The sequence below is a fragment of the Mucilaginibacter pocheonensis genome (genome assembly GCF_031456535.1).
Classification (GTDB): Bacteria; Bacteroidota; Bacteroidia; order Sphingobacteriales; family Sphingobacteriaceae; genus Mucilaginibacter; species Mucilaginibacter pocheonensis.
Genome location: NZ_JAVDUU010000004.1, coordinates 955,536 through 977,697, shown reverse-complemented (window position 1 = coordinate 977,697; position 22,162 = coordinate 955,536). Strand labels below are relative to the sequence as shown.

General features: G+C 42.4%; 11 protein-coding genes. All 11 read left to right on the top strand.

Annotated elements, in window-relative coordinates; all coding sequences use genetic code 11:
• The first annotated feature begins 6 nt into the window (after positions 1-6).
• The 11 genes from J2W55_RS22425 (at position 7) to J2W55_RS22375 (ending at position 22,130) form a co-directional block, all read left to right on the top strand.
• On the top strand, positions 7-342 hold the full coding sequence (locus J2W55_RS22425) for an L-rhamnose mutarotase (RefSeq protein ID WP_310101459.1): 336 nt from the start codon (positions 7-9) through the stop codon (positions 340-342).
• Between the two features lie 10 nt (positions 343-352).
• Positions 353-1,366 carry a zinc-binding alcohol dehydrogenase family protein gene (locus J2W55_RS22420; RefSeq protein ID WP_310101456.1) on the top strand — a complete coding sequence of 338 codons (1,014 nt, stop codon included), beginning with the start codon at positions 353-355 and terminating at the stop codon, positions 1,364-1,366.
• Between the two features lie 196 nt (positions 1,367-1,562).
• Complete coding sequence (locus J2W55_RS22415; RefSeq protein WP_310101454.1) at positions 1,563-3,005, top strand: family 43 glycosylhydrolase; 1,443 nt, start codon at positions 1,563-1,565, stop codon at positions 3,003-3,005.
• Positions 3,006-3,020: 15 nt separating this feature from the next.
• Positions 3,021-4,634: a glycoside hydrolase family 43 protein gene (locus J2W55_RS22410; RefSeq protein ID WP_310101452.1), complete on the top strand. Its 1,614-nt coding sequence runs from the start codon at positions 3,021-3,023 to the stop codon at positions 4,632-4,634.
• 304 nt (positions 4,635-4,938) lie between these two features.
• Complete coding sequence (locus J2W55_RS22405; protein ID WP_310101449.1) at positions 4,939-9,138, top strand: two-component regulator propeller domain-containing protein; 4,200 nt, start codon at positions 4,939-4,941, stop codon at positions 9,136-9,138.
• A 524-nt stretch (positions 9,139-9,662) separates the two neighbouring features.
• A complete protein-coding gene (locus J2W55_RS22400) occupies positions 9,663-12,866 on the top strand; it encodes a SusC/RagA family TonB-linked outer membrane protein (RefSeq protein WP_310101444.1) in 3,204 nt (1,067 codons plus the stop codon).
• A gap of 23 nt (positions 12,867-12,889) precedes the next feature.
• Positions 12,890-14,461: a RagB/SusD family nutrient uptake outer membrane protein gene (locus J2W55_RS22395; protein WP_310101440.1), complete on the top strand. Its 1,572-nt coding sequence runs from the start codon at positions 12,890-12,892 to the stop codon at positions 14,459-14,461.
• Between the two features lie 71 nt (positions 14,462-14,532).
• A complete protein-coding gene (locus tag J2W55_RS22390; protein WP_310101437.1) occupies positions 14,533-15,714 on the top strand; it encodes a glycan-binding surface protein in 1,182 nt (393 codons plus the stop codon).
• A gap of 185 nt (positions 15,715-15,899) precedes the next feature.
• Complete coding sequence (locus tag J2W55_RS22385) at positions 15,900-17,354, top strand: cellulase family glycosylhydrolase (protein WP_310101433.1); 1,455 nt, start codon at positions 15,900-15,902, stop codon at positions 17,352-17,354.
• A gap of 222 nt (positions 17,355-17,576) precedes the next feature.
• Positions 17,577-19,664 carry a beta-galactosidase gene (locus J2W55_RS22380; RefSeq protein ID WP_310101430.1) on the top strand — a complete coding sequence of 696 codons (2,088 nt, stop codon included), beginning with the start codon at positions 17,577-17,579 and terminating at the stop codon, positions 19,662-19,664.
• A gap of 18 nt (positions 19,665-19,682) precedes the next feature.
• Positions 19,683-22,130: a glycoside hydrolase family 2 TIM barrel-domain containing protein gene (locus tag J2W55_RS22375; RefSeq protein ID WP_310101427.1), complete on the top strand. Its 2,448-nt coding sequence runs from the start codon at positions 19,683-19,685 to the stop codon at positions 22,128-22,130.
• Positions 22,131-22,162 lie beyond the last annotated feature (32 nt).

Sequence of the window (22,162 nt, the reverse complement as noted above, 5' to 3'; positions counted from 1 at the left end):
ACTGTCATGAAGAGATATTGTTTGGCCCTTGATTTAAAGGATGACCCGCAATTGATAGCGGAATATGAACATTGGCACAGTACAGGAAATGGCTGGCCCGAGATACGTAAAAGCATACTGGATGCGGAAATCAGGGATATGCAGATCTACCGCACGGGCAACCGTTTATTTATGATCATGGAAACAAGTGATCATTATGAAGCTGAAAAAAAAGAACAAATGGATGCGGTTAACCCAAAGGTACAAGAGTGGGAACAGCTGATGTGGAAATTTCAGCAGCCCTTGCCCTGGGCAAAAGAAGGGGAGAAGTGGGTGATTATGAAACAGATTTTTCAGCTTTGATAATATTAATATGCGGGTAGTAGTTTGTGAGGAGCCCGGTAAACTGGCTTTTAAAGATCAGGAAATACCTGAAATAAAAGAAAGTTATGCCCAGATCAGGATTAGGAGAATAGGGATATGCGGTACAGACCTGCATGCTTTTGAAGGTACACAACCATATTTTAATTATCCCCGTATTTTGGGGCACGAGCTTTCAGGTGAGTTAATTGAGCCTAACGGTGCACCGGGCTTTAAAAAAGGTGAAATAATTACTTTCATCCCTTATTTTAACTGTGGAGTTTGTATTGCCTGCAGAGCTGGAAGACCCAACTGCTGCGCTAATATTAACGTTTGTGGCGTTCACGTAGACGGGGGAATGGCTGAATATCTGAATGTGCCGGCCTATTCATTGGTACATGGAGATGGTTTGAGTTACGATGACTTGGCTTTGGTAGAACCGTTAGCTATAGGTGCCCATAGTATCAGACGGGCTGATGTAAAGCCCGGCGAGTTTGTACTGGTTATAGGCGCGGGACCTATAGGGCTCGGAATAATGGAATTTGCCCGTATTGCAGGCGGTAGAGTAATTGCTATGGACCTCAACACAAAACGACTTGAATTTTGCCGGGACCGATTGAAGGTAGATCATATTATTAATGTATCGATCGAAAACATACAGGAGCGCCTGGCTCAAATAACTGATGGCGATATGCCTGCTGTAGTGATAGATGCCACGGGCAGCTTGAAAGCGATTAACAGTGGATTTCAATATATGGCACATGGCGCCAGATATATATTGGTTGGTTTGCAAAAAGGAGACATTAGCTTTAGTCATCCGGAGTTTCATAAGCGCGAGGCTACATTAATGAGCAGCCGTAATGCTACCCGGGAAGATTTTGAACATGTGATTGCGTCCATGAAGAAAGGTTTGGTGCAACCTGCTAATTATATTACCCATCGGGTACGTTTTGACAAGGTTAAGGATGAATTTGATAGCTGGCTTGATCCTGCCAATGGTGTAATTAAAGCGATGATAGAACTATAGCAGTTAATTGTAACTCAGCGCAGCTTTTATAGGAGCTCGCGTGGCATGGCCGCGGTTTGCGAATAACAACTACCATTACCTAACTATCGCTACTTGCTATTGTTAAATCGGGGCATATCGATAAACTGTTTGGTTTTGACATGCAATATATACCTATTGGTAGAAAGGCAAATAAACTAATTCGGCATTGATAAAAATGAATAGTACTAAATATAACTTTTCAATCTATTTTAAACGGAACGCGTATACGTCTTTTAGAACCATTCTGTTGTCCGCTTGCTTTGGTTTAATTTCACTTCCGGCAAAATCACAGGTGTCCAACCCTTTTGGTCATGCGCTTATCCCCGACATGATCGCTGATGCAAGTATTCAGGTGATTGACGGCGTATTTTATTGCTATGCGACGACGGATGGCTATGACAGGGGACTGGATGCATCCGGGCCGCCCGTAGTATGGAAGTCGAAGGATTTTGTAAACTGGAGTTTCTCTGGAACTTATTTTCCCTCAGCTTTGAATCAAAAATACTGGGCTCCGAGCAAAGCCATTTCAGCCAATGGCAAATATTATATTTACCCCACGGTAAATGGATTTATGTACCCGGCAGTTTCGGCTTCTCCCGACGGCCCGTTCAGGTTAGCGAAAGGCCCGGATACTTTTATCATGCCTTATTCCGCCGGAACGCTATTATCGTCGAAAAACTCAAAACCACCGCTGGGTATCGATGCTGAGATTTTTGTAGATGATGACCACCAGGCTTATGTGTTCTGGCAACACAGGTGCGCGGCTAAACTCGCAGCAGACATGATCACTGTCGACAGCAATGTCATTAATATACCCACTCCCAGAAAAGCATATTCTGAAGGTCCCATTTTTTTTAAACGTAAAGGTGTTTACTATTATCTATATACACAGGGCGGGGATGAGAAATACCAGTACGCCTACGTGACCAGTACAGTCTCCCCATTGGGGCCGTTTGATTTTCCGAAGAACGATCTCGTATCGACTACTGATCATCAACGGCATATCTTTGGTCCCGGTCATGGCTGTGTTTTTAATGTGCCCGGAACGGATAACTATTATTTTGCTTATCTTGAATTCGGCCGCGGCAGTACCAACCGGCAAACCTATGTCAATAAACTCACCTTCAATGACGACGGAACGATTCGTCCTGTAGAACTTACGCTGGATGGTTTAGGTGCGCTGGGGTCCGTTCACCGCGATAAAAAAATAAAGATTATCGCTGCTACCGCTTCGAGTGTTCGCCCGAATTTGCTGGTAAAACCGAATCAAGACACGCTGCTACACCGGACAGAATCCTTTGGGCCAGCCTTTGCTTTCGACGGACAGAACGGCTCACGCTGGATGCCCGCTCCGGAAGATACGGCTAACTGGATGGTAGCTGATCTGGGCAGGGTTCAAAAGCTTAAACGCAGCGATCTGTATTTTGTCAGGCCGACGGCAGGGCATACCTACAAACTTGAATACTCCGCAGATGGTAGTAACTGGCAAACATGCGTTGAGCATTCCGATCTGAAAATTCAATCGCCCCATACTGACAACCTCCTGATCAGAGCCCGTTATTTAAGAGTGAAAATAACAAGCGGTGTAAAAGGGATATGGGAATGGAATATTTATTAGGTCAAGTTTCTTGATATGAAAGTTATCCGGATATTTTTTATACTATTTTTCCTTCAATTTCAGGCCTTGTTCCTGTACGGCCAACTTTCGGAGCAATGGGGCGACCAGAAAAACGGCACATATGTTAATCCTGTCTTGCCTGCAGACTACAGCGACCTCGATGCCATCCGTGTTGGAGAAGATTACTATGCCATTTCATCGACTATGCAATTCTCGCCGGGAATGGTGGTACTGCACTCCAGGGATTTGGTAAACTGGGAGATCATCGGCCACGTTGTTAAAGATCTTACCGCAATCAGTCCGGAATTGAACTGGAACCGCATGAATGCCTACGGAAAAGGTATATGGGCTGGTTCTATAAGATACTATAAAAACAAGTTTTGGGTTTATTTCGGCACTCCTGACGATGGATTTTTTATGAGCTCGGCCAGCAGCGCTGCCGGGCCCTGGGAACCGTTACATCAGGTTTGGAAAACCAGGGGCTGGGACGATTGCAGTTCTTTTTGTGACGACGACGGCCAGCTTTATTTTATCGCGACAAATTTTGAATTTGATCCTAAAACCAACAAACAATATAATATCCATCTGTTTAAGATGAGCCCGGATGGTAAAGGCCTTATCACCTCATCAGACACGATCATTCATCAGTCCAAGGGTAGCGAAGCCAATAAGCTGTATAAGATTGGCGGTCTTTATTTCCACTATTTTAGTGAGGTTAGGGAAGAAGGGCGTGTAATGATGATGGAGCGAGCGAAAAAACTTACCGGTCCCTGGGAGATCAGACAGTTGAATCATGTTGATACAAAGCTGGATAAGGAACCGAACCAGGGTGGTTTAATACAACTTCCAAACGGTCAGTGGTGTTTTTTTACACATCATGGCACGGGTGACTGGGAAGGCCGAGTAGCCAGTTTGCTGCCTGTTCAATGGGTTGACGGATGGCCTATCATTGGAGCCGTCGGAGAAGACGGTATAGGCCGCATGGTGTGGTCGGCCGCTAAACCGATCAACAATAAAAGCGACCTTGAAATTAAAAGCAGCGATGATTTCAGTTCGCCAATACTAAATGCGCAATGGGAATGGAATTACCAGCCCAGAATCGAAAAATGGTCGCTGACCGAGCGTCCGGGGCATCTTCGTCTCCACGCGTTTGAAACGGTTAAGCCTGTTAAACCGCTATATCATATTTTAACGGCAGGAAATACGCTGACACAGCGGACTATGCGAACCCAGGCTAATACAGTCACCATCAAAATGAATATCGCGCATATGGCCGATGGTCAGTACGCCGGCCTCACACATTTTTCTACGACCAGTTATTCCACACTGGGTGTAAGACAGGTTCAAAACGAGCGATACCTGGTATATGAGTATAACGGGAAAGATACGGTTGGCGTCAAGATAACTGGAAAATCGATCTGGCTTCGTTCAACGTGGGACATCCATGGCAAAAACACTTACTCGTTCAGCTTGACCGGTCGGGTATTCATTCCCTTTGCAGGCATCACACAACTCACATGGGGGAGTTATCGGGGAGACCGGATCGGCATCTACAATTACAATGTACTCGGAGATAAAGGCTATGTGGATATTGATTGGTTCAGGTACCGATACTGGAAAAAAGAATAAAAATGGCTTATGGACATACTCATCAGGATTTACATCATGAAATTTTTTAACCTGCTAATTATATTACCCATCGGGTTGGTTTGGATAAGGTCAAGGATGAATTTGAAAGCCGGCTTGATGCCGCAAATGGCGTAATTAAGTCAAGATAAAAGCACAGCAGATACCTCTCCCTTCCCCAATTATCAGATTAAAAATGAAGGATGTTAATCATTTATCAGAACGGGTATTGTGAACATTGTGTAACTTAGTATTCTTGCTTTTTTAAACGATAGCCCGTTGGTTTTTGATTTTTCAACTATATTCCATGTACCCCAAATTTTATATTTTCATTATAGTTATATTCTTCTCATGCAGTGATGTTTTTGGGCAGAGTAGTCAATATCGTTTCTCACACTTAGATGTAGGCGATGGCTTATCGCACAACCAGGTTAATTGCATATTTAAAGATTCGGAAGGTTTTATGTGGTTCGGCACCGCATTCGGCCTCAATAGATTTGATGGTTATACCTTTAAAGTTTTTCAGCATGATAGCAATAACAAAAATTCTGTTAACAATGACTTTATAACCAAAATTTTTGAAGGTCCTGATCGTAAGCTGTGGATATCAACACGTAATGGATATTGCTTTTACGATATTGATAAAGAGCGTTTCAATGATGATGTGTCGTCATTATCGCATTCTTTAAAACTACCTGTTTACCCGAATGCCTCAAAGATATTGCGAACCGGCTCTTCCGACTTTTGGTTTCTCTACCCCGATTCTGGTATTTACAGATATAATGCTATAACAAGGCAAACAAAACGCTATTATCATAGCATTATTTCGGCTCCATCTTTATACTCAAATTCCATTGCAGATATCGCCCTTGATGGTAAAGGCAACTTATGGATAGTTTACAGTGATGCCACCGTCGAGATGCTTGATGTTAAACAAAATAAAATTATTTATCATACTGATGCTCTCAACAAGGCAACTCATAACAAAAGCGATTTTTATTCTTTAACTGTCGACCGGGACAACGACCTATGGCTTTACGCACCGTATGTTGATTTAGGGGTATTTTATTATAAACCATCAACAGGTGTGTTGCGGCATATTGATAAGGAATCAGCAGGGGTAAAGCTAAATGTAAATATCATTACCAATATTATCCAGGCCGACGATGGCCGGATATGGATTTCTACCGACCATGGGGGGATCAATATATTGGATAAAAAGAAATTCGAAATTACCTACTTGCTGAACCGTGAAGACGATTCCAAATCATTAAGGCATAATTCAACAATGCTATATAAGGATAATCTTGGTATTATATGGGCCGGCACCTATAAAAAAGGAGTAAGTTATTATCATAAAAATATTATCAGGTTCCCGCTGTACAGGCATTTTGCATCAGATCCTGCAAGTTTAAGTTTTAACGATATCAACAAGTTTGCCGAAGACAAACTGGGGAATTTGTGGATTGGCACCAACGGGGGCGGTCTGATTTATTTTAACCGAAAAACGGGTAAGTTTACACAATACAAGCACCAGCCCCAAACTCCCAATAGCCTCAGTAATGATATCATTGTAAGCTTATGTATTGATCATGATCAAAAGTTATGGGTGGGTACTTATTTTGGCGGTTTAGACTGCTTTGACGGTAAGACCTTTACCCATTACAAACACGATGATAAATTAGCGACAAGTATTGCTGATGACCGGATCTGGAGCATTTTGGAAGATTCCTCACACCGTTTATGGATAGGGACTTTTGCAGGAGGGCTTGAAATATTTGACCGCTCAAAAAAAATATTTTACCATCCGTTTAAACAAACTGATATAAGATCGTTGTTGATATCCTCGATCTTTGAGGATAAACAGGGTAATATCTGGACAGGCGGCTATTTAGGGATAGATGTTATATTAAAAAATAGTGGGCGGGTGATCCATTATATCTCGAATGGAAACGGTGGAAATAATTTGGTGGATAATAACATCAACAGTATTAACGAAGATCGCCGCGGGCTGATTTGGATTGCCACAACAGGTGGATTGAGTATTTTGAATCCCAAAACAGATACATTTACGTCGTTAACAAAAAAAAACGGACTTCCTGCTAATTCAATATCGGGTACGGAAGAGGATAATGAGGGGGGGATGTGGCTGAGTACATCAAATGGTTTAAGTCATGTCACCCTTACACCTGCTGGCAAAGGGTTTAATTTTCGCTTTGAAAATTTTGACGAAACGGATGGCTTGCAGGGTCGGGAATTCAATTTAAGTTCAGCTTTAAAGACACGTGCAGGCGAATTGATGTTCGGAGGCGGTGACGGTTTCAATATTTTTGATCCGGCTACCATAAAGCCCATTGCCAATAAGCCTCAATTGATCTTTACCGATTTTCAGTTATTCAATAAAAGTATTTTAGCAAATGAAGCTATTGATGGGCATGTCGTACTCAAAAAAGCCATATCTGCAACACGTGAAATTGTACTTAATCACAGTGAAAACGTATTCTCCATAGAATTTGCCGCGCTTGATTTTTTTAATCCTGACAAAGTTAAACATCAATATATGCTGGAAGGTTTCGATAAGGGATGGGTAAACGCAGACAACAGAACACGGAAAGCCAGCTATACTAATCTTGATGAAGGTGATTATGTGTTTAAGGTACGGGCATCCAACATAGAGAACGTATGGAATTCGGATTATATTTTTTTGAAAATTAAAGTACTTCCGCCTTTTTGGAAATCGACGTTCGCGTACATAATCTACGTAACATTGTTTTTTGCTATCCTTTTGTTAATTCGCCAAAGGGGGATACAAAAAATCAAAAGACAATTCATTGCTGAAAAAGAGAAGCAGGAAGCAAAGTTATTAATTGAACAGGAGCGGCAAGAAGTAAAGCGCATGCAGGAACTTGATCAAATGAAGATTAAGTTTTTTACTAATGTAAGCCACGAATTCAGAACGCCGTTATCCCTGATTATGGCACCTGTTGATAAAATGCTTAATCATACAAATGATGCTGGTCAGAAACAGCAATTGGGTATGGTCAGGAAAAATGCCGGACGATTGTTGAACCTGGTAAATCAGTTGCTTGATTTCAGAAAAATGGAGGTACAGGAGTTAAAACTGCATGCCAGAAGCGGTGATATCATTAAATTTATTTCAGATGTCTCATTGTCGTTTACCGACATAGCTGAGGAAAAAGGCATTTCATTTGCCTTTGATACAGATACCGAAGGCCAGATAGCCTGCTTTGATCATGATAAAATTGAAAGAATGTTATTCAACCTGCTTTCAAATGCTTTCAAATTTACTCCGGGGGGCGGGCATGTAAGTGTTTTGCTAAATATAAAACAGGAAAAATTTGATGATGCTCGCCAGGTGCTCGAAATTAAAGTTATTGATACAGGCATTGGTATCCCGAAGGATAAGTTGGATAAGGTTTTTGAAAGATTCTTTCAGCACGATGTCGCAGGTTCAGTACTTAACCAGGGCAGTGGAATTGGCCTTGCAATTACCCGCGAATTTGTTAAGATGCATAATGGTGAAATTACGGTGGAAAGTGAGGTAAACCGCGGCAGTTGTTTTACCATACAGTTACCATTGCAGGTGGATTCCTCCACGCCTGATGGAAATATCGATACAGAAAGTGAAAAAAAAGCAAGCCCTTTGACAGTTGTAGAGACCAATACTGAACCAAGGCACCCATTAGCCGATAAAAAGCCAACTGTGCTGCTGGTAGAAGATAATGAAGATTTTCGTTTTTACTTAAAAGACAATCTGAAGGAGATATTTTTTATAGTCGAAGCCTCGAATGGTAAGGAGGGTTGGCAAAAAGCATTATCACAACACCCGGATATTATGGTTACTGACATTAGTATGCCCGAGATGAACGGCATTGACCTTTGCAAAAAGGTTAAAACTGATAAACGTACCGCTCATATCCCTGTGATTTTACTAACGGCTATAACCGGTGAAGAAGAACAGTTAAAAGGATTGGAAACAGGTGCAAATGATTATATGACTAAGCCGTTCAACTTCGAGGTTTTGCTTTCAAAAATTAAAAACCTCTTGCTATTACAGGAAACGTTTAAACGAACCTATAAAAAGCAAATGACCGTACAGTTGGAGGAGATATCAGTACAGTCAGACGATGAGGTTCTTTTGAGAAACATAGTTAATTACATAGAGCAAAACATTACGAATTACAACCTGTCTGTAAAAGAGCTAAGCGAACAAATGAACATGAGTCGCGTGTCACTTTATAAAAAAGTTTTAATGCTAACGGGTAAAGCACCTGTGGAGTTTATCAGGTTCATCAGGTTAAAAAAAGCGGTTCAGCTGCTTGAAAGTAGCCAGATGAGTATCAGCCAGGTGTCTTATGAAGTTGGATTTAACACGCCTAATTACTTTACCAAAATGTTTAAGGAAGAATATGGTATGCTTCCCTCCGAATATGTTAATGCAAGTCGCAAAGACAAATCCTCAACCGGATCAGTAATTAAAAAGTAAGTAGTTATATCGCTTGCTTAAATCATCTCAGCTACGATGCTTGAGTTGCCTTGCCGTTTGTTGCCTATTTAAGTCAAATACTCTCCGAAATACCAAACAAATCGCGTCTGTTGCATGGTTATTTAGTTGTAATTAACTGACTATAAGATTGTTGCGGTGTGGTTAACATTCGTTCCATAAACGTTATCAAAACGGCTATCTCTGTTTTTGCAACTGTTTTAGTTTTATAAAACGAGAAGCCGGATTGCCTTTACTCCAGTTCCGCATACTCGGCCAATTTATAAACTAATAACTATATAATTATTTTTTGCTTGATGGAATTGCTATTACCAAGGGTATCGGCCATATTGAAGCTTCAGCTTTGCAATCGATTGTTAGCATGCTTTATAACAGGCATCGCATCACCCCCACATTTTATTAACTAATTCAATAACCCCTAATTAAATCAGCTCAATTATGAATGAATCAAACTGAATGTTTTTCATCCCAACACAATTATGAACCAATTATGAACCCCAATTAACATGGAAAAAAATTTACGAAAAAGATTAAAACATGGTGTACTGCTGTTAATGGCTTTGCTGTTGCTAAGCCTCACTGGCTATGCGCAAACGCACCGTATTATCGGCAAAATAATGAGTGCTGATGATTCCCAGCCTCTGCCAGGTGCAACCGTAAGAATTAAAGGAACAAAAAACGTGGTAACCGCAAATGCAAGTGGTATGTATGGTATAGATGCTAAAACCGGCGATGTGCTTGTTTTTTCATTTACAGGTTTTAAAGCTAACGAGGTTTCCGTTACTGCTGCCAATACAATAAATGTATCGCTCACCAATACAACTAACGCCTTAAACGAAGTTGTTGTAATTGGCTATGGTACCTCAAGGCGCAAGGATTTAACCGGCGCTATCGCCTCCGTCTCATCTGCGGATATCGCGAAAACGGTGTCTACAACGTTTGATCAGGCATTGCAGGGCAGAGTAGCAGGGGTTAACGTTATTCAAAACTCTGGCCAGCCGGGTGCGGGCGTTTCTATCCAGGTGCGTGGTTTAGGCTCCATAAACGCCGGTGTTGATCCCCTTTATGTAATTGACGGTGTGATCATTCCACCGGGACAACCCTCGTCAACCGGTGGGGTATATATGGGTAATAGCGGCACCCGTAATAATCCCCTGTCAACCATTAACCCTAACGATATAGCCACAATTGATGTATTAAAAGATGCTTCGGCTATAGCCATTTATGGTTCGCAAGGTAGCAATGGGGTTGTTATCATTACTACTAAAAGGGGAAAGGCAGGAGCTCCTAAAATTAATTTCGACAATTATTATGGTATTCAGCAGGTACCAAAATATTTGCCGATGATGAATTTACAGCAATATGCCACATTTTTAAATGCCAGGGCGGTAGTTACGGGCGCTACACCTGTTACTGATTTTGTGAATCCGCAATATTTGGGTACAGGTACCGATTGGCAAAGGGCGATATTTAAAAATGCAGGTATGTATAATGCAAACCTGTCTCTTAGCGGTGGTGATGACCGTACAACCTATTATATTGGCGGTAGTTATTTAAACCAGGACGGCACCGTTTTAAGCTCTAATTTTAAAAGAACCGCGCTTAAAATTAACTTAGATAATAAAACCACTAATTGGTTAAAAATAGGAACCAGTTTAACGTTTTCGGGCATCAAAGAAAACGTGAATGCCAGCGTTTACGATCTGATCAATGCCACCCTTAACCTTCCGCCAAATATTGCCCCGGTTAACCCGGATGGTAGTATAGGCGCTATTCCAACTCCGGGGCAAACGGTAGCCAATACCTACAATCCTAACCCAATAGCCGCGGCTGCCATGAATACTAACAAGGTACAGCGTTCGCAAGCTTATGGTAATTTTTACGGGGATATCAGCTTTACCAAGGACCTGAAACTGCATAATGAGGTAACTGGTAATTTCGATTATGGTAATGTTAACCAGTTTTACCCAACGTTTACCATTAACGGAATACTAAACCCAATTAACAGCGCTGCTGTTACGGCAACAAATAACAAAAGTTTTACCGTACGTAACTATTTTAGTTATGACCACTATGCTGCCAGCTACAGTATTAATGCAACAGCCGGTCACGAAGCAAGCTCAGGCACCTATACTTATTTAAGTGGCGGCCGTACCGGTTTTTTTGCAAACAACCCGCAGGATCTGAGTTTGGGTAATGCTTCAACAGCATCAAACTCAGGAGGATCAAGCAATTACTCCAATGAATCATACCTGGCAAGGGTAACCGCTGGTTATCTGTATAAATATAACCTTACTGCCACTTACCGCAAAGATGGCAACTCTAATTTTGCCGATGGCAAACGATGGGTGGGTACCTATGCCTTTGGCGGATCATGGAACGCTGAAAAGGAAAACTTTTTGAAAGGTGTTAAAGCCATTGACCAGCTAAAACTTAGGCTTAGTTATGGGCTTACCAACAATGCCAACTTACCGGCCTATACATATGGTTCATCCATTGGTACAGGAACCGTTGGCCTTGGGCAGGGTTCTTTAGTGTTAAACATAGCTAATCCTAATGTTCAATGGGAAACCTCTAAAAGCTTAGATGCTGGTCTGGACATCAGCTTTCTGAAAAACCGTATACAACTTACTGCCGATGTTTATAATCGCAAAACCAATAATCTGTTGCTTCAAATCCCGCTGCCGGGTTATGCAGGTACAAATGGGGCAGGCAGTTTAAGCGCGCCATGGGGCAATATCGGCTCTATCCAGAATAAGGGATTTGAGTTTACCTTAAATACCCGTAATATCCAGAATAACGCATTTTCGTGGAATACAACTTTAACCTTTTCTTTAAACAAAAATAAAATATTATCACTCAATAACGCCAACGGTGCTTTATATGGTAAAATTAATAATGCCAGTGTAATAGTAAGCAGAACCGCTGTAGGCAGCTCTATTGGCGATTTTTATGGTTACATAGCCCAGGGTGTTTTTAAAAATGCTGCTGACCTCAAATCATCTTCCTTACCAGCAGGGGCGATTGTTGACTACACACAGGGAATATGGGTTGGTGATACCAAATATAAGGATTTAAACAAAGATGGTGTAATTGATGCCAATGACATGACCAATCTGGGATCGTCATTACCAAAGTTTACTTATGGCATCAACAATTCTTTCGGCTACAAAGGGTTTGATATGACTATATTTTTTACCGGCAGTTATGGTAACAAAATATTGAACTACAATAAGGTTTTACACGAAGACCCAAATAGCGGTGCAACCGGTTATTTCTCCAGTTTAACTAATTATGCACAGGTTACTTTAATTGACCCCTCAGGGTCTAAAACCGATGTAAATAATGTATCTGTTAGCAATCCGGGCACATCGGTACCGGGTTTCCGTGTATCCGGTGATCCCAATCAGAATAACCGCATTTCATCACGTTTTATTGAGAGTGGCTCGTATCTGCGCCTTAAAAATATAGCAATTGGCTATAATTTGCCAACAAGCGTAGTGGCAAAACTGCACGTGCATTCGCTAAGGGTATACGGTAATATTCAAAACCTGTTTACCATAACCAAATACACAGGATATGATCCGGAAATAGGTACTAACGTTCCAAATCAATCTGGGCAGGGTACCAACGGCTTAACATCAGGTATTGATTGGGGCAGATATCCAACCCCACGTATTTACACATTCGGGTTTAATGTGGGCCTTTAATCGTTATTTAAAAAAGAGAAAACATGAAACGCATTAACAAAATATGGATCTTTTCTTTGTGTGCAGTGCTTGGGTTAAGTGCTTGCAAAAAAGATTTTCTGAATAAAGGGGTCCCAACAGATAAATTAGTTGCTAATACCTATTATCAAACCTCGGCCGAGTTAAGAGCTGCAACAGCAGGGCTGTACACCAAACCCTGGTTTGATTTTAACTACCCCTTTATTGTGTACGTGGGCGATGTTATGTCGGGTAATACAGTTAGTAATCCTTACAATACCAACGCCTCGCAATTTTCAAATTTTACCATAGCCAACGGTTATGGCGGTTTAAGCTATGGCTGGTCATCGTTGTTCAATGTGGTGGCACAATCAAACACTACTATCAATAATGTTACCAATTTCAGCCCCGTATCATTAGGTTCGGCACGAACCGCTGCAATTGGCGAGGCTCGGTTTATGCGCGCAGCAGCTTATTTTTACCTGGTACAATTATGGGGACCTGTACCTATTGTAGAAAGCAGTGATAAATTGGTCGATAAACCCTTACTACACCGTAATATACAGAGCGATATTTATAAGTTTATCATTAATGACCTTCACTATGCGGCGTCAAATCTTCCTGCAACTGATGATCCGGGCCGCGTTACCAAATGGTCGGCTAAAGGATTGTTGGCAAAGGTTTTTTTAACTAAAGCAGGTATTACAGGCACTCGTGTGCAGTCAGATCTGGACAGTGCTAAGTATTATGCCGCTGATGTGATTAATAATAGCGGCTTATCACTTTTTCCTAATTACTATGACGCGTTTTTAACACTCAATAAAAACAATCCCGAAATGCTCTTTGGGTTACAATTTACTGTAGCCACCGGTGCAGACTGGACAACCAACGATTTCAGGCAAACGGCTATTGAGGGTGATCCAAATATTGATGGTATTGGCGGTGGCGGATGGGACGGCTTGCGCATCAGTAAGGACATGTTTGATAACTATTCTTTAGCCGATAAGCGACGTAAAGCTACTTTTATGTTGAATGGGGACATTTACCCGGAACTGATAACCACCCAAAATCCCAATGGTTATAGCATGACTGATGCAAGCGGCGCTTACGTTAAGAAATATGTTATTGGCGGCCCGTTGGCAAACAGGGGCGATAATATAACATTAATGCACGGCGACATGCCAAATTATTTGTTAAGGCTGGCTGACGTTTATCTGGTGTATGTAGAGGCTGCTTTGGGTACCAATGCCAGCACAAGTGATGCTACGGCCTTAAACTATTTTAACCAGATACGCACAAGAGCTGGTTTGCCAATCGCCACTTCCTTAACCTTTGATGATGTATTTAAGGAACGAAGACTTGAACTGGCGTTGGAATATCAGTTTTGGTTCGATCTGAAAAGGCTGCATGATTACAACCCTGCAAAGGCCGAGGCTTTTATAAAAGCGCAGCATCGCAACGCATTTACTTATACAGCAGGAGCTACTACAGAACCAACGGTTACGCAAGTTACACCGGCGTATTATACGCTCCCTTACCCGGCGGTAGAGGTTACAGCTGATCCCCTGCTTACTCAGGCTCCGGTAGCTTATTACTAAACAGCCAGAAAACTAAAAACAGAATATTAAACAATATTAAAGTTTTTGAGATGAAAAAGATCTTACTAAATATGACAAACACAATAATGATGGTGATTTTAGCAGGTATTGTGTTTATGTCGTCATCATGTAAAAAGGATGGCACAACCAAAGGTTCCGGTAACCCTGTCATTACCGGGATAAGAGCCTACAAGGCATCTCCGCATGACAGTGTGCTTACCAAAGCTAACCCCGGCGATTACGTAGTTTTGCAGGGTAGCCATTTAACGGGTATAACCGCGGTTTATTTTGATGGCACCAAAGCTGCCGTTAACACAGCCTTAGGTTCTGATGTTAATTTTCCTGTTGTAATACCCGCCAATATACCATTCGCAACAGTTACTAACGACCAGCTTAATACGATAGTAGTAACTACTGCTACAGGTACGGTTACCTACAAATTTCCAATCACCGCGCCAGCTCCTCATATTACTGCCATCTCTAACGAGATGGCTAATGCGGGTGATGTCATTACGCTAAGCGGCACAGGTTTGTTTGCTTTAACCAGCGTTACTTTTCCCGGAAACATAGCTGCAACGACCTTCAACGGTGGTGCCGACGGGTCGCAAGCCATGGTTACTGTTCCAGCCGGTGTTACTACTTCCGGTCCGTTAGTTGTGACGACCAAATATGGTACATCAACCTCAGTTAAAGACGCGGTATTGAATGATAACGCTGATGTGCTTTTAAACTTTGATGATAAAAATGGTTTTACTCCATGGAGCGCCCTGCCGCTCGTAGTATCTTCTGTTTCGAATCCGGCCATAAAAGCAAACCGCGGTAAGTTTTTATATTGGAACGCCAAAGGTATTACCGCCGGAAGTTATTATGTTGGCGATTTGGCAACGCCAACAGATGGAAGCCAGTTAGCTTATCCAACAACCATAAGTAGCAGTGAGCCTGCAGCTAATCTGGCGGTTAAATTTGAGGTCAACATACCGGTTGGAATGAGTTCAGGCGAGATTGATTTTGATGTCAATTATAGCCACACCTATGCCTGGAGCCCCTGGCTGATCAATGGCTCAACCCGGGTTACAGTTGTTACTAACGGCTGGCAAACAATTACGATCCCATTAAGCTCATTTCCTGGTATCTCAACCTATAACGATATAAAAGGGCAGCCCATTCAGCTCTTTTATGTTAATAATGGCAGTGGCATTACCCAGGACGTAAATATTGGGTTTGATAATTTCCGTATTGTAAAAATTAAATAAGAGAGAGTTAAAGTTGATTATAAGTTAATGCCTGGGGCCTTTACCGAAGGTCCCAGCATTTTTTACACCATATCAATTCTGGGCTTTCTTGTACAGAGCGTCTTCCTACTACTGGTTTGGTCCATAATGGTTAAGAAATACACAAAATGTGTGGTTCTGATAAAAAGGGCCTAATTATTATAAAAATGAAAACAGTGAATTTTTTAAGTATATTATTTTCTATTGTGGTTGTTTCTTTCTTCTCGTGTAAGAAGGCAAATAATCCAGCCGCAGAACTAACAATTAATCAGACCTCAATAGTATTTACACCCGAAGGTGGAACTCAGGACTTATCCCTTGCAAGTAACGCTACCTGGAACATCAGCAATGCCGGATCTTCCTGGCTGCAATTGAGCACAACATCTGGCAACAGCGGCAGCGCGGTTGTTCATTTAACAACGCTGTCTCAAAATAGCACGGGATCAACACGTTCCAGCATTTTGGTCATAAGTTCTTCAAATGGTGAATTAAGAAAGGTAACAGTGTCTCAGACATCCGCGATCTACCCCTCTTATAATACTTCGCCAAAAGCACCGGATGCAAGTGGAATGAGCAGTAATGCCGTTCAAATCGCAGCCAAAATCAAGTTAGGGTGGAATATCGGCAATACCCTGGAAGCCCAGGGCGGTGAAACAGGTTGGGGTAACCCCCTTATTACTGAAGATTACATAAAATTTGTAAAACAGCAGGGCTTTAATGCCATTCGCCTTCCATGTGCCTGGAACATGGGGCATTTAAGTAACCAGTCGACCGCTCAAATAGACCCCAACTGGCTTAACAGGGTAAAGGAAGTGGTAGGCTACTGTGTAAAAAACGATATGTATGTTTTACTTAACATACATTGGGATGGTGGCTGGTTAGATAATAACATTAATGCGATAAAACAGGATTCCATCAATGCAAAACAAAAAGCACTTTGGGAGCAGATAGCAACAACCATGCGCGATTTTGATGAACACCTGATGTTTGCCAGCGCCAATGAACCACCTGTTGACAATGCAGCACAGATGGCCATACTTGCCAGCTATCACCAGACTTTTGTCAATGCGGTTCGGTCCACTGGTGGCAAAAACAGTTACCGTGTGTTAGTGGTTCAGGGCCCATCAACTAATATGGACAAAACAAGTGAATTAATGACATCCCTTCCACAGGATCAGGCGGCTGCCCGGATGATGGTTGAAGTGCATTACTACGATCCATTTCAATTCACCTCGTTAGACGGCGATGCCACCTGGGGTAAAATGTTCTACTACTGGGGTACAGGCCATCATTCAACTATTGAACCTGATCGCAATGCTACCTGGGGTGAGGAAAGTGGGGTAGATGCTTCCTTCGTCAAAATGAAAAAATTTGCCGACAAAGGAATTCCCGTTTTATTGGGCGAATATGGAGCTTATAGGCGTAACAACACCGCACACGTTCCGTTAGACCTGCCAACACATGAAGCTTCCGTGGATTATTGGTTAACGTATATTACCAAAAAAGCGATAGCTAACGGGATGCTGCCATTTTACTGGGACACAGGCGGTGCTTTGGACAGGCGAAATTATACTGTGAAAGATCAACGCACGATTGTTGCCATCAAGGCAGGTGCTAATTAAAGATCGAAACAGATTAACCTGTATTTTATACAGGGCAATTGAAATGTAGAACTGCCGGTTTTATGGAATAAAGGATTTTTTTCCTGATGCCGGCAGCATTCCGAATAGCGAAACTATTGTTAAGCTCTTAATATATCAAGCTGCCATTATTGCAAATGCTGAAATGAAAATGTATTATTAAATAACCATAGCAGCTTCCATATAAAATCTCCACATCTACAGATGAGAAAAATCATAACCATAATTATTGTAACCCTTTTAATCCCATCAGCAGTTTTAAAAGCCCAGGACGCCAATCGGTTTTTCCCTGAAAAGGATCTGGTGACCACCGGTATTTATTATTACCCCGAGCATTGGAGTGAAACCCAGTGGGAACGAGATATAAAAAAGATATCAGACATGGGTTTTGAATTTGTTCACCTGGCCGAATTTGCCTGGTTCAAAATGGAACCGGAGGAAGGCCAGTTTGACTTTACCTGGCTCGACAAGGTGGTGGCCCTATGCACAAAATATCACCTGAAAGTGCTGCTATGTACCCCTTCTGCTACCACTCCAACGTGGATGCGGATAAACTACCCCGAGACATTTGTGATGGATGGCCATTATATCCGTGGAGAGAACGGTACTCGTGGATTAGAATCGATAGTCAATCCGAAATTTCGCGGTTACGTGAAGAGAATAGTAACGGAAATGGCCAAGCGATACGGGCAGAACAGCAATGTGATAGGATGGCAAATAGATAACGAACCCGGTGCTGTTTCCGATTATAGTCCCTCATCGCAGGAAGCATTCAGAGCGTGGCTGAAAAATAAATACAAAACCATTGATGCATTAAACAATGCCTGGGGAGCCGCTTTCTGGAGCCAGTGGTTTAATAGTTTTGACCAGGTGATCATACCAAACACCAACCTGGTTGGCTGGTGGGGGAACAACCCTCATGCCCTGCTTGATTTTAAAAGATATTCGGCAGATGCCCAGGCCGGGTTCCTTGATTTTCAGGCAGATGTTTTACGGGATTATATATCAAAGGCACAATTTGTCACCACCAATTATACTGCCATATGTACGGGTTCGGACCCTAGCCGTACTACAAAGCTTGATTTTGCGGCGTACACCGCATATCCAAACGGAGGCAGTAATAATATTGGTGAATCAGGCTTCCGTTTAGGCAACAGCGATGTTGTTCTTTTTGCTTCAGAATATTACAAATCAGTTGGCGGCCTGTCAGGCGTTTTGGAGATTCAGCCCGGCCCCGTTAATTGGGGGAGCTACAATCCCTTGCTTTTGCCGGGAACCGTTAGGCTGTGGCTGTACCACAGCTTTGCAGCAGGAGGGAAGATAGCCTGTTCCTACCGCTTTCGTCAGATCCTGTATGGTGCAGAACAATATCATGCCGGTGTGATACAAACGGATGGCGTAACACCCTCACAGGGAGGTAAAGATTATATGCAGTTCATGAAAGAAGTGACCGAACTGCGGAAGCAATACAAACCAGGTATGAAGACGCCCGCAAAGCTGGCCGCGCGCGCTAGCGCAATTCTGTGGAATGTAGAAAATTACTGGAGCATTGACAGGCAAAAGCAGACCGGGCAATGGAATACCTGGGATTACCCGGTGAAATTCCTGAAAACCGCAAGATCATTGGGTGCGCCTGTTGATGTGATCCGGGAAACGGCAGATTTGTCGAAGTATAAGGTCGCAATAGTACCGGCCTATGAAATGATCGATTCGGCATTGGTAAAAAAATGGAACGACTATGTAACCAAAGGCGGCCATTTGGTGATCACCTGCCGTACCGGTACCAAAGACCGCAGAGGCCATTTTTGGGAAGGCGAAACAGCCATGCCGCTATCAAATCTGATCGGTGCTCATATCAGCCAAACGGATATGCTTTCATCCTATGGCAAGGGCGATATATTGATGAATTTAAATCATTACGCATGGCATAGTTGGGCGGATTTGATTGTACCCAATAATGCATCCGATGTGTTGGCTACTTATGATAATCAGTTTTATAAAGGGAAAGCGGCGGTTGTAAAACATCGGGTAGGCAAAGGAACCGTAACCTATATCGGAGTAGATACTGATGATTCCAAATTAGAAAAAGATGTATTGCGGCAGATTTACAAAGATGCCGGTGCTACAACAGAGGATTATCCTCCCGGTGTATTTGTTTACTGGCGTGATGGCTTCTATACGGCATTAAATTATTCGTCAGAAAATTACACCGTAAACCTGCCGGATAATGCAAAAGTTTTAATTGGAGAAAAGATCCTAAAACCTGCTGGAGTGCTGGTATGGACAGAATAGTTTTACATCAACACCATTATGAAACAACCTAATAATTATAATATTAAATATTATATAAAAACGGTGATTACGGCTTTCCTGCTACTATTAGCTGGTAACAGCGCATGTCAGGCTCAAGCCGCTAATAAAACTGAACGCAAACAGCTATTTGATTATAACTGGAAATTTTTTCAGGGCGATACAGCGTCGGCAAGATCAAAGGATTTTAATGATGCTGATTGGCGGAACCTTGATTTACCGCACGATTGGAGTATTGAAGGGAAAGTAAATCCTAAAAACCCAACGAGCGGCGCAGGTGGATATTTCCCGGCAGGCATTGGCTGGTATCGGAAAACCTTCAAAGCTCCTGGTGAATGGAAAGGCAAAAAAGTTTCTGTTTATTTTGAAGGGGTTTATATGAACTCTGAAGTTTTTATAAACGGAAAATCACTTGGGGTTCATCCGTATGGTTACTCCTCGTTTAGTTACGACCTTTCACCTTATTTGAATTTTACCGGTGAAAATGTGATAGCGGTCAGGGTTGATAATTCAAAACAAATTAACAGCAGGTGGTACAGTGGTTCCGGTATCTATCGCCATGTTTGGATGATGGTCACTGATAAGGTGCATATAGGGAATTGGGGAGTAGCGATCACAACTCCTGATGTCTCTGCTAAAAAAGCAACCGTTCAAATTAAAACATTAATAAAAAACGAAACGGGCCTGGCTCAAAGCGTTATTCTCAATACCCGGTTAAAGGATGCAAATTCTAAAAATGCAGGAAACAACCAAATAAAGATTGAACTGGCTGCCAACAGCGAAAAGGAAGTAACCCAAACTATATCAGTAACAGGCCCTGTATTATGGGCGCCGGAAACACCAGATTTATATGAAGCTCAGATACAGTTGCTGCAAAATAAAAAAACAGTTGACGAGACGAAGACCAAATTTGGCATACACTCTATAAAATTCACGCCTGAAAACGGTTTTCAACTTAACGGCAAAACCGTAAAAATCAATGGCGGATGTGTGCACCATGATAATGGCTGCCTGGGTGCTGCCGCGTTTGACCGGGCAGAGGAACGCAAGATCGAACTACTAAAGAATGCGGGATTTAATGCTGTGAGAACATCGCATAACACACCCTCCGAAACTTTTTTAAATGCTTGTGACAGGTTAGGTCTGCTGGTTATTGATGAGGCATTTGATTGCTGGAGAATAGGGAAAAACAAAAATGATTACGCGCAATATTTTAGCCAGTGGTGGAAACGCGATTTAGACGCCATGGTACTGCGCGATCGTAACCACCCCTCCATTGTGATGTGGAGCATTGGCAATGAAGTAGCGGAGAGAGGCACCTCCGGAGCTGTAAAAACAGCCGAAATGCTTGCAGGTGCAATAAAAAACATAGATACAACCCGCCCGGTTACATCCGCGATTGTGGATAATGGTAAAGAGTGGACAGTTATGGATTCGCTTATGGCCGCCCATGATGTAGCAGGTTATAATTATCATTTATGGAGCGCGCCTGCCGATCATAAGCGTGTTCCCTCACGGATGATCGTTCAAACAGAGTCGTATCCCAAAGATGCTTTTGCAAATTGGAAGCTGGTAAAAAACAATAGTTACGTTATTGGTGATTTTGTTTGGACAGCTATGGATTACCTTGGCGAATCGGGCATAGGCCGCTCGTATTACTCGGGTGAAGTGCCCGGGGAGAACTGGGAACATGATTTTTTTCCCTGGCATGGCGCCTACTGCGGCGATATGGATCTGACGGGATGGAGAAAACCTATTTCGCACTACCGTAACTTGTTATACAATAATACCGAAAAGCTTTATATGGCTGTTCGTGAGCCCGAGCCGGATCCACTGGAGATTAAAACAACATTGTGGTCGGTATGGCCCACATGGGAAAGCTGGACCTGGCCGGACTATGCTGGAAAGGACCTTAAAGTAGAAGTTTATTCCAGATATCCTAAAGTACGTCTTTACTTAAACAATAAACTCATCGGGGAAAAGCCAACGACTGAAGAGGAGGGATATAAAGCTGAATTTGCCGTACCCTATTCACCGGGTCAGCTAAAAGCGGTTGGTGTTGATAACGGTAAGGAAACAGAATCAACCATTCTGCAAACTGCCGGTGATGCCGCTCAAATTAAACTAACCGCTGATCGAAAAGAAATAGTTGCTAACGGACAGGACTTGTGTTATGTCACTGTAGAGATAACCGACAAAGATGGGATACTTCAACCAAACGCAGGCAACCGCCTGATCTTCAAAATTGAAGGTGCAGGCACGATTGCAGGAGTAGCCAACGCGGATATGAAAGATACAGACACATATGTATCTAATACCCGCAAAGCCTGGCATGGACGTGCGCAGGTGGTAATTAAAAGTACACACAGCGCAAGTGATGTTAAACTTACAGTTAGTTCGCCCGGTTTATCCGGAGCTGCTTTGAATATAAAAGCATTTTCCAGATAAAATAATTAAAAAAAGTGTGGTGAACTGCTTTA

What these genes read in the sequence shown, in the direction of transcription:
- J2W55_RS22395 (WP_310101440.1), top strand. Translation starts at nt 12,890, where the DNA reads ATGAAACGCATTAACAAAATATGGATCTTTTCTTTGTGTGCAGTGCTT.
- J2W55_RS22410 (WP_310101452.1), top strand. Translation starts at nt 3,021, where the DNA reads ATGAAAGTTATCCGGATATTTTTTATACTATTTTTCCTTCAATTTCAG.
- J2W55_RS22405 (WP_310101449.1), top strand. Translation starts at nt 4,939, where the DNA reads ATGTACCCCAAATTTTATATTTTCATTATAGTTATATTCTTCTCATGC.
- J2W55_RS22420 (WP_310101456.1), top strand. Translation starts at nt 353, where the DNA reads ATGCGGGTAGTAGTTTGTGAGGAGCCCGGTAAACTGGCTTTTAAAGAT.
- J2W55_RS22415 (WP_310101454.1), top strand. Translation starts at nt 1,563, where the DNA reads ATGAATAGTACTAAATATAACTTTTCAATCTATTTTAAACGGAACGCG.
- J2W55_RS22390 (WP_310101437.1), top strand. Translation starts at nt 14,533, where the DNA reads ATGACAAACACAATAATGATGGTGATTTTAGCAGGTATTGTGTTTATG.
- J2W55_RS22375 (WP_310101427.1), top strand. Translation starts at nt 19,683, where the DNA reads ATGAAACAACCTAATAATTATAATATTAAATATTATATAAAAACGGTG.
- J2W55_RS22400 (WP_310101444.1), top strand. Translation starts at nt 9,663, where the DNA reads ATGGAAAAAAATTTACGAAAAAGATTAAAACATGGTGTACTGCTGTTA.
- J2W55_RS22425 (WP_310101459.1), top strand. Translation starts at nt 7, where the DNA reads ATGAAGAGATATTGTTTGGCCCTTGATTTAAAGGATGACCCGCAATTG.
- J2W55_RS22385 (WP_310101433.1), top strand. Translation starts at nt 15,900, where the DNA reads ATGAAAACAGTGAATTTTTTAAGTATATTATTTTCTATTGTGGTTGTT.
- J2W55_RS22380 (WP_310101430.1), top strand. Translation starts at nt 17,577, where the DNA reads ATGAGAAAAATCATAACCATAATTATTGTAACCCTTTTAATCCCATCA.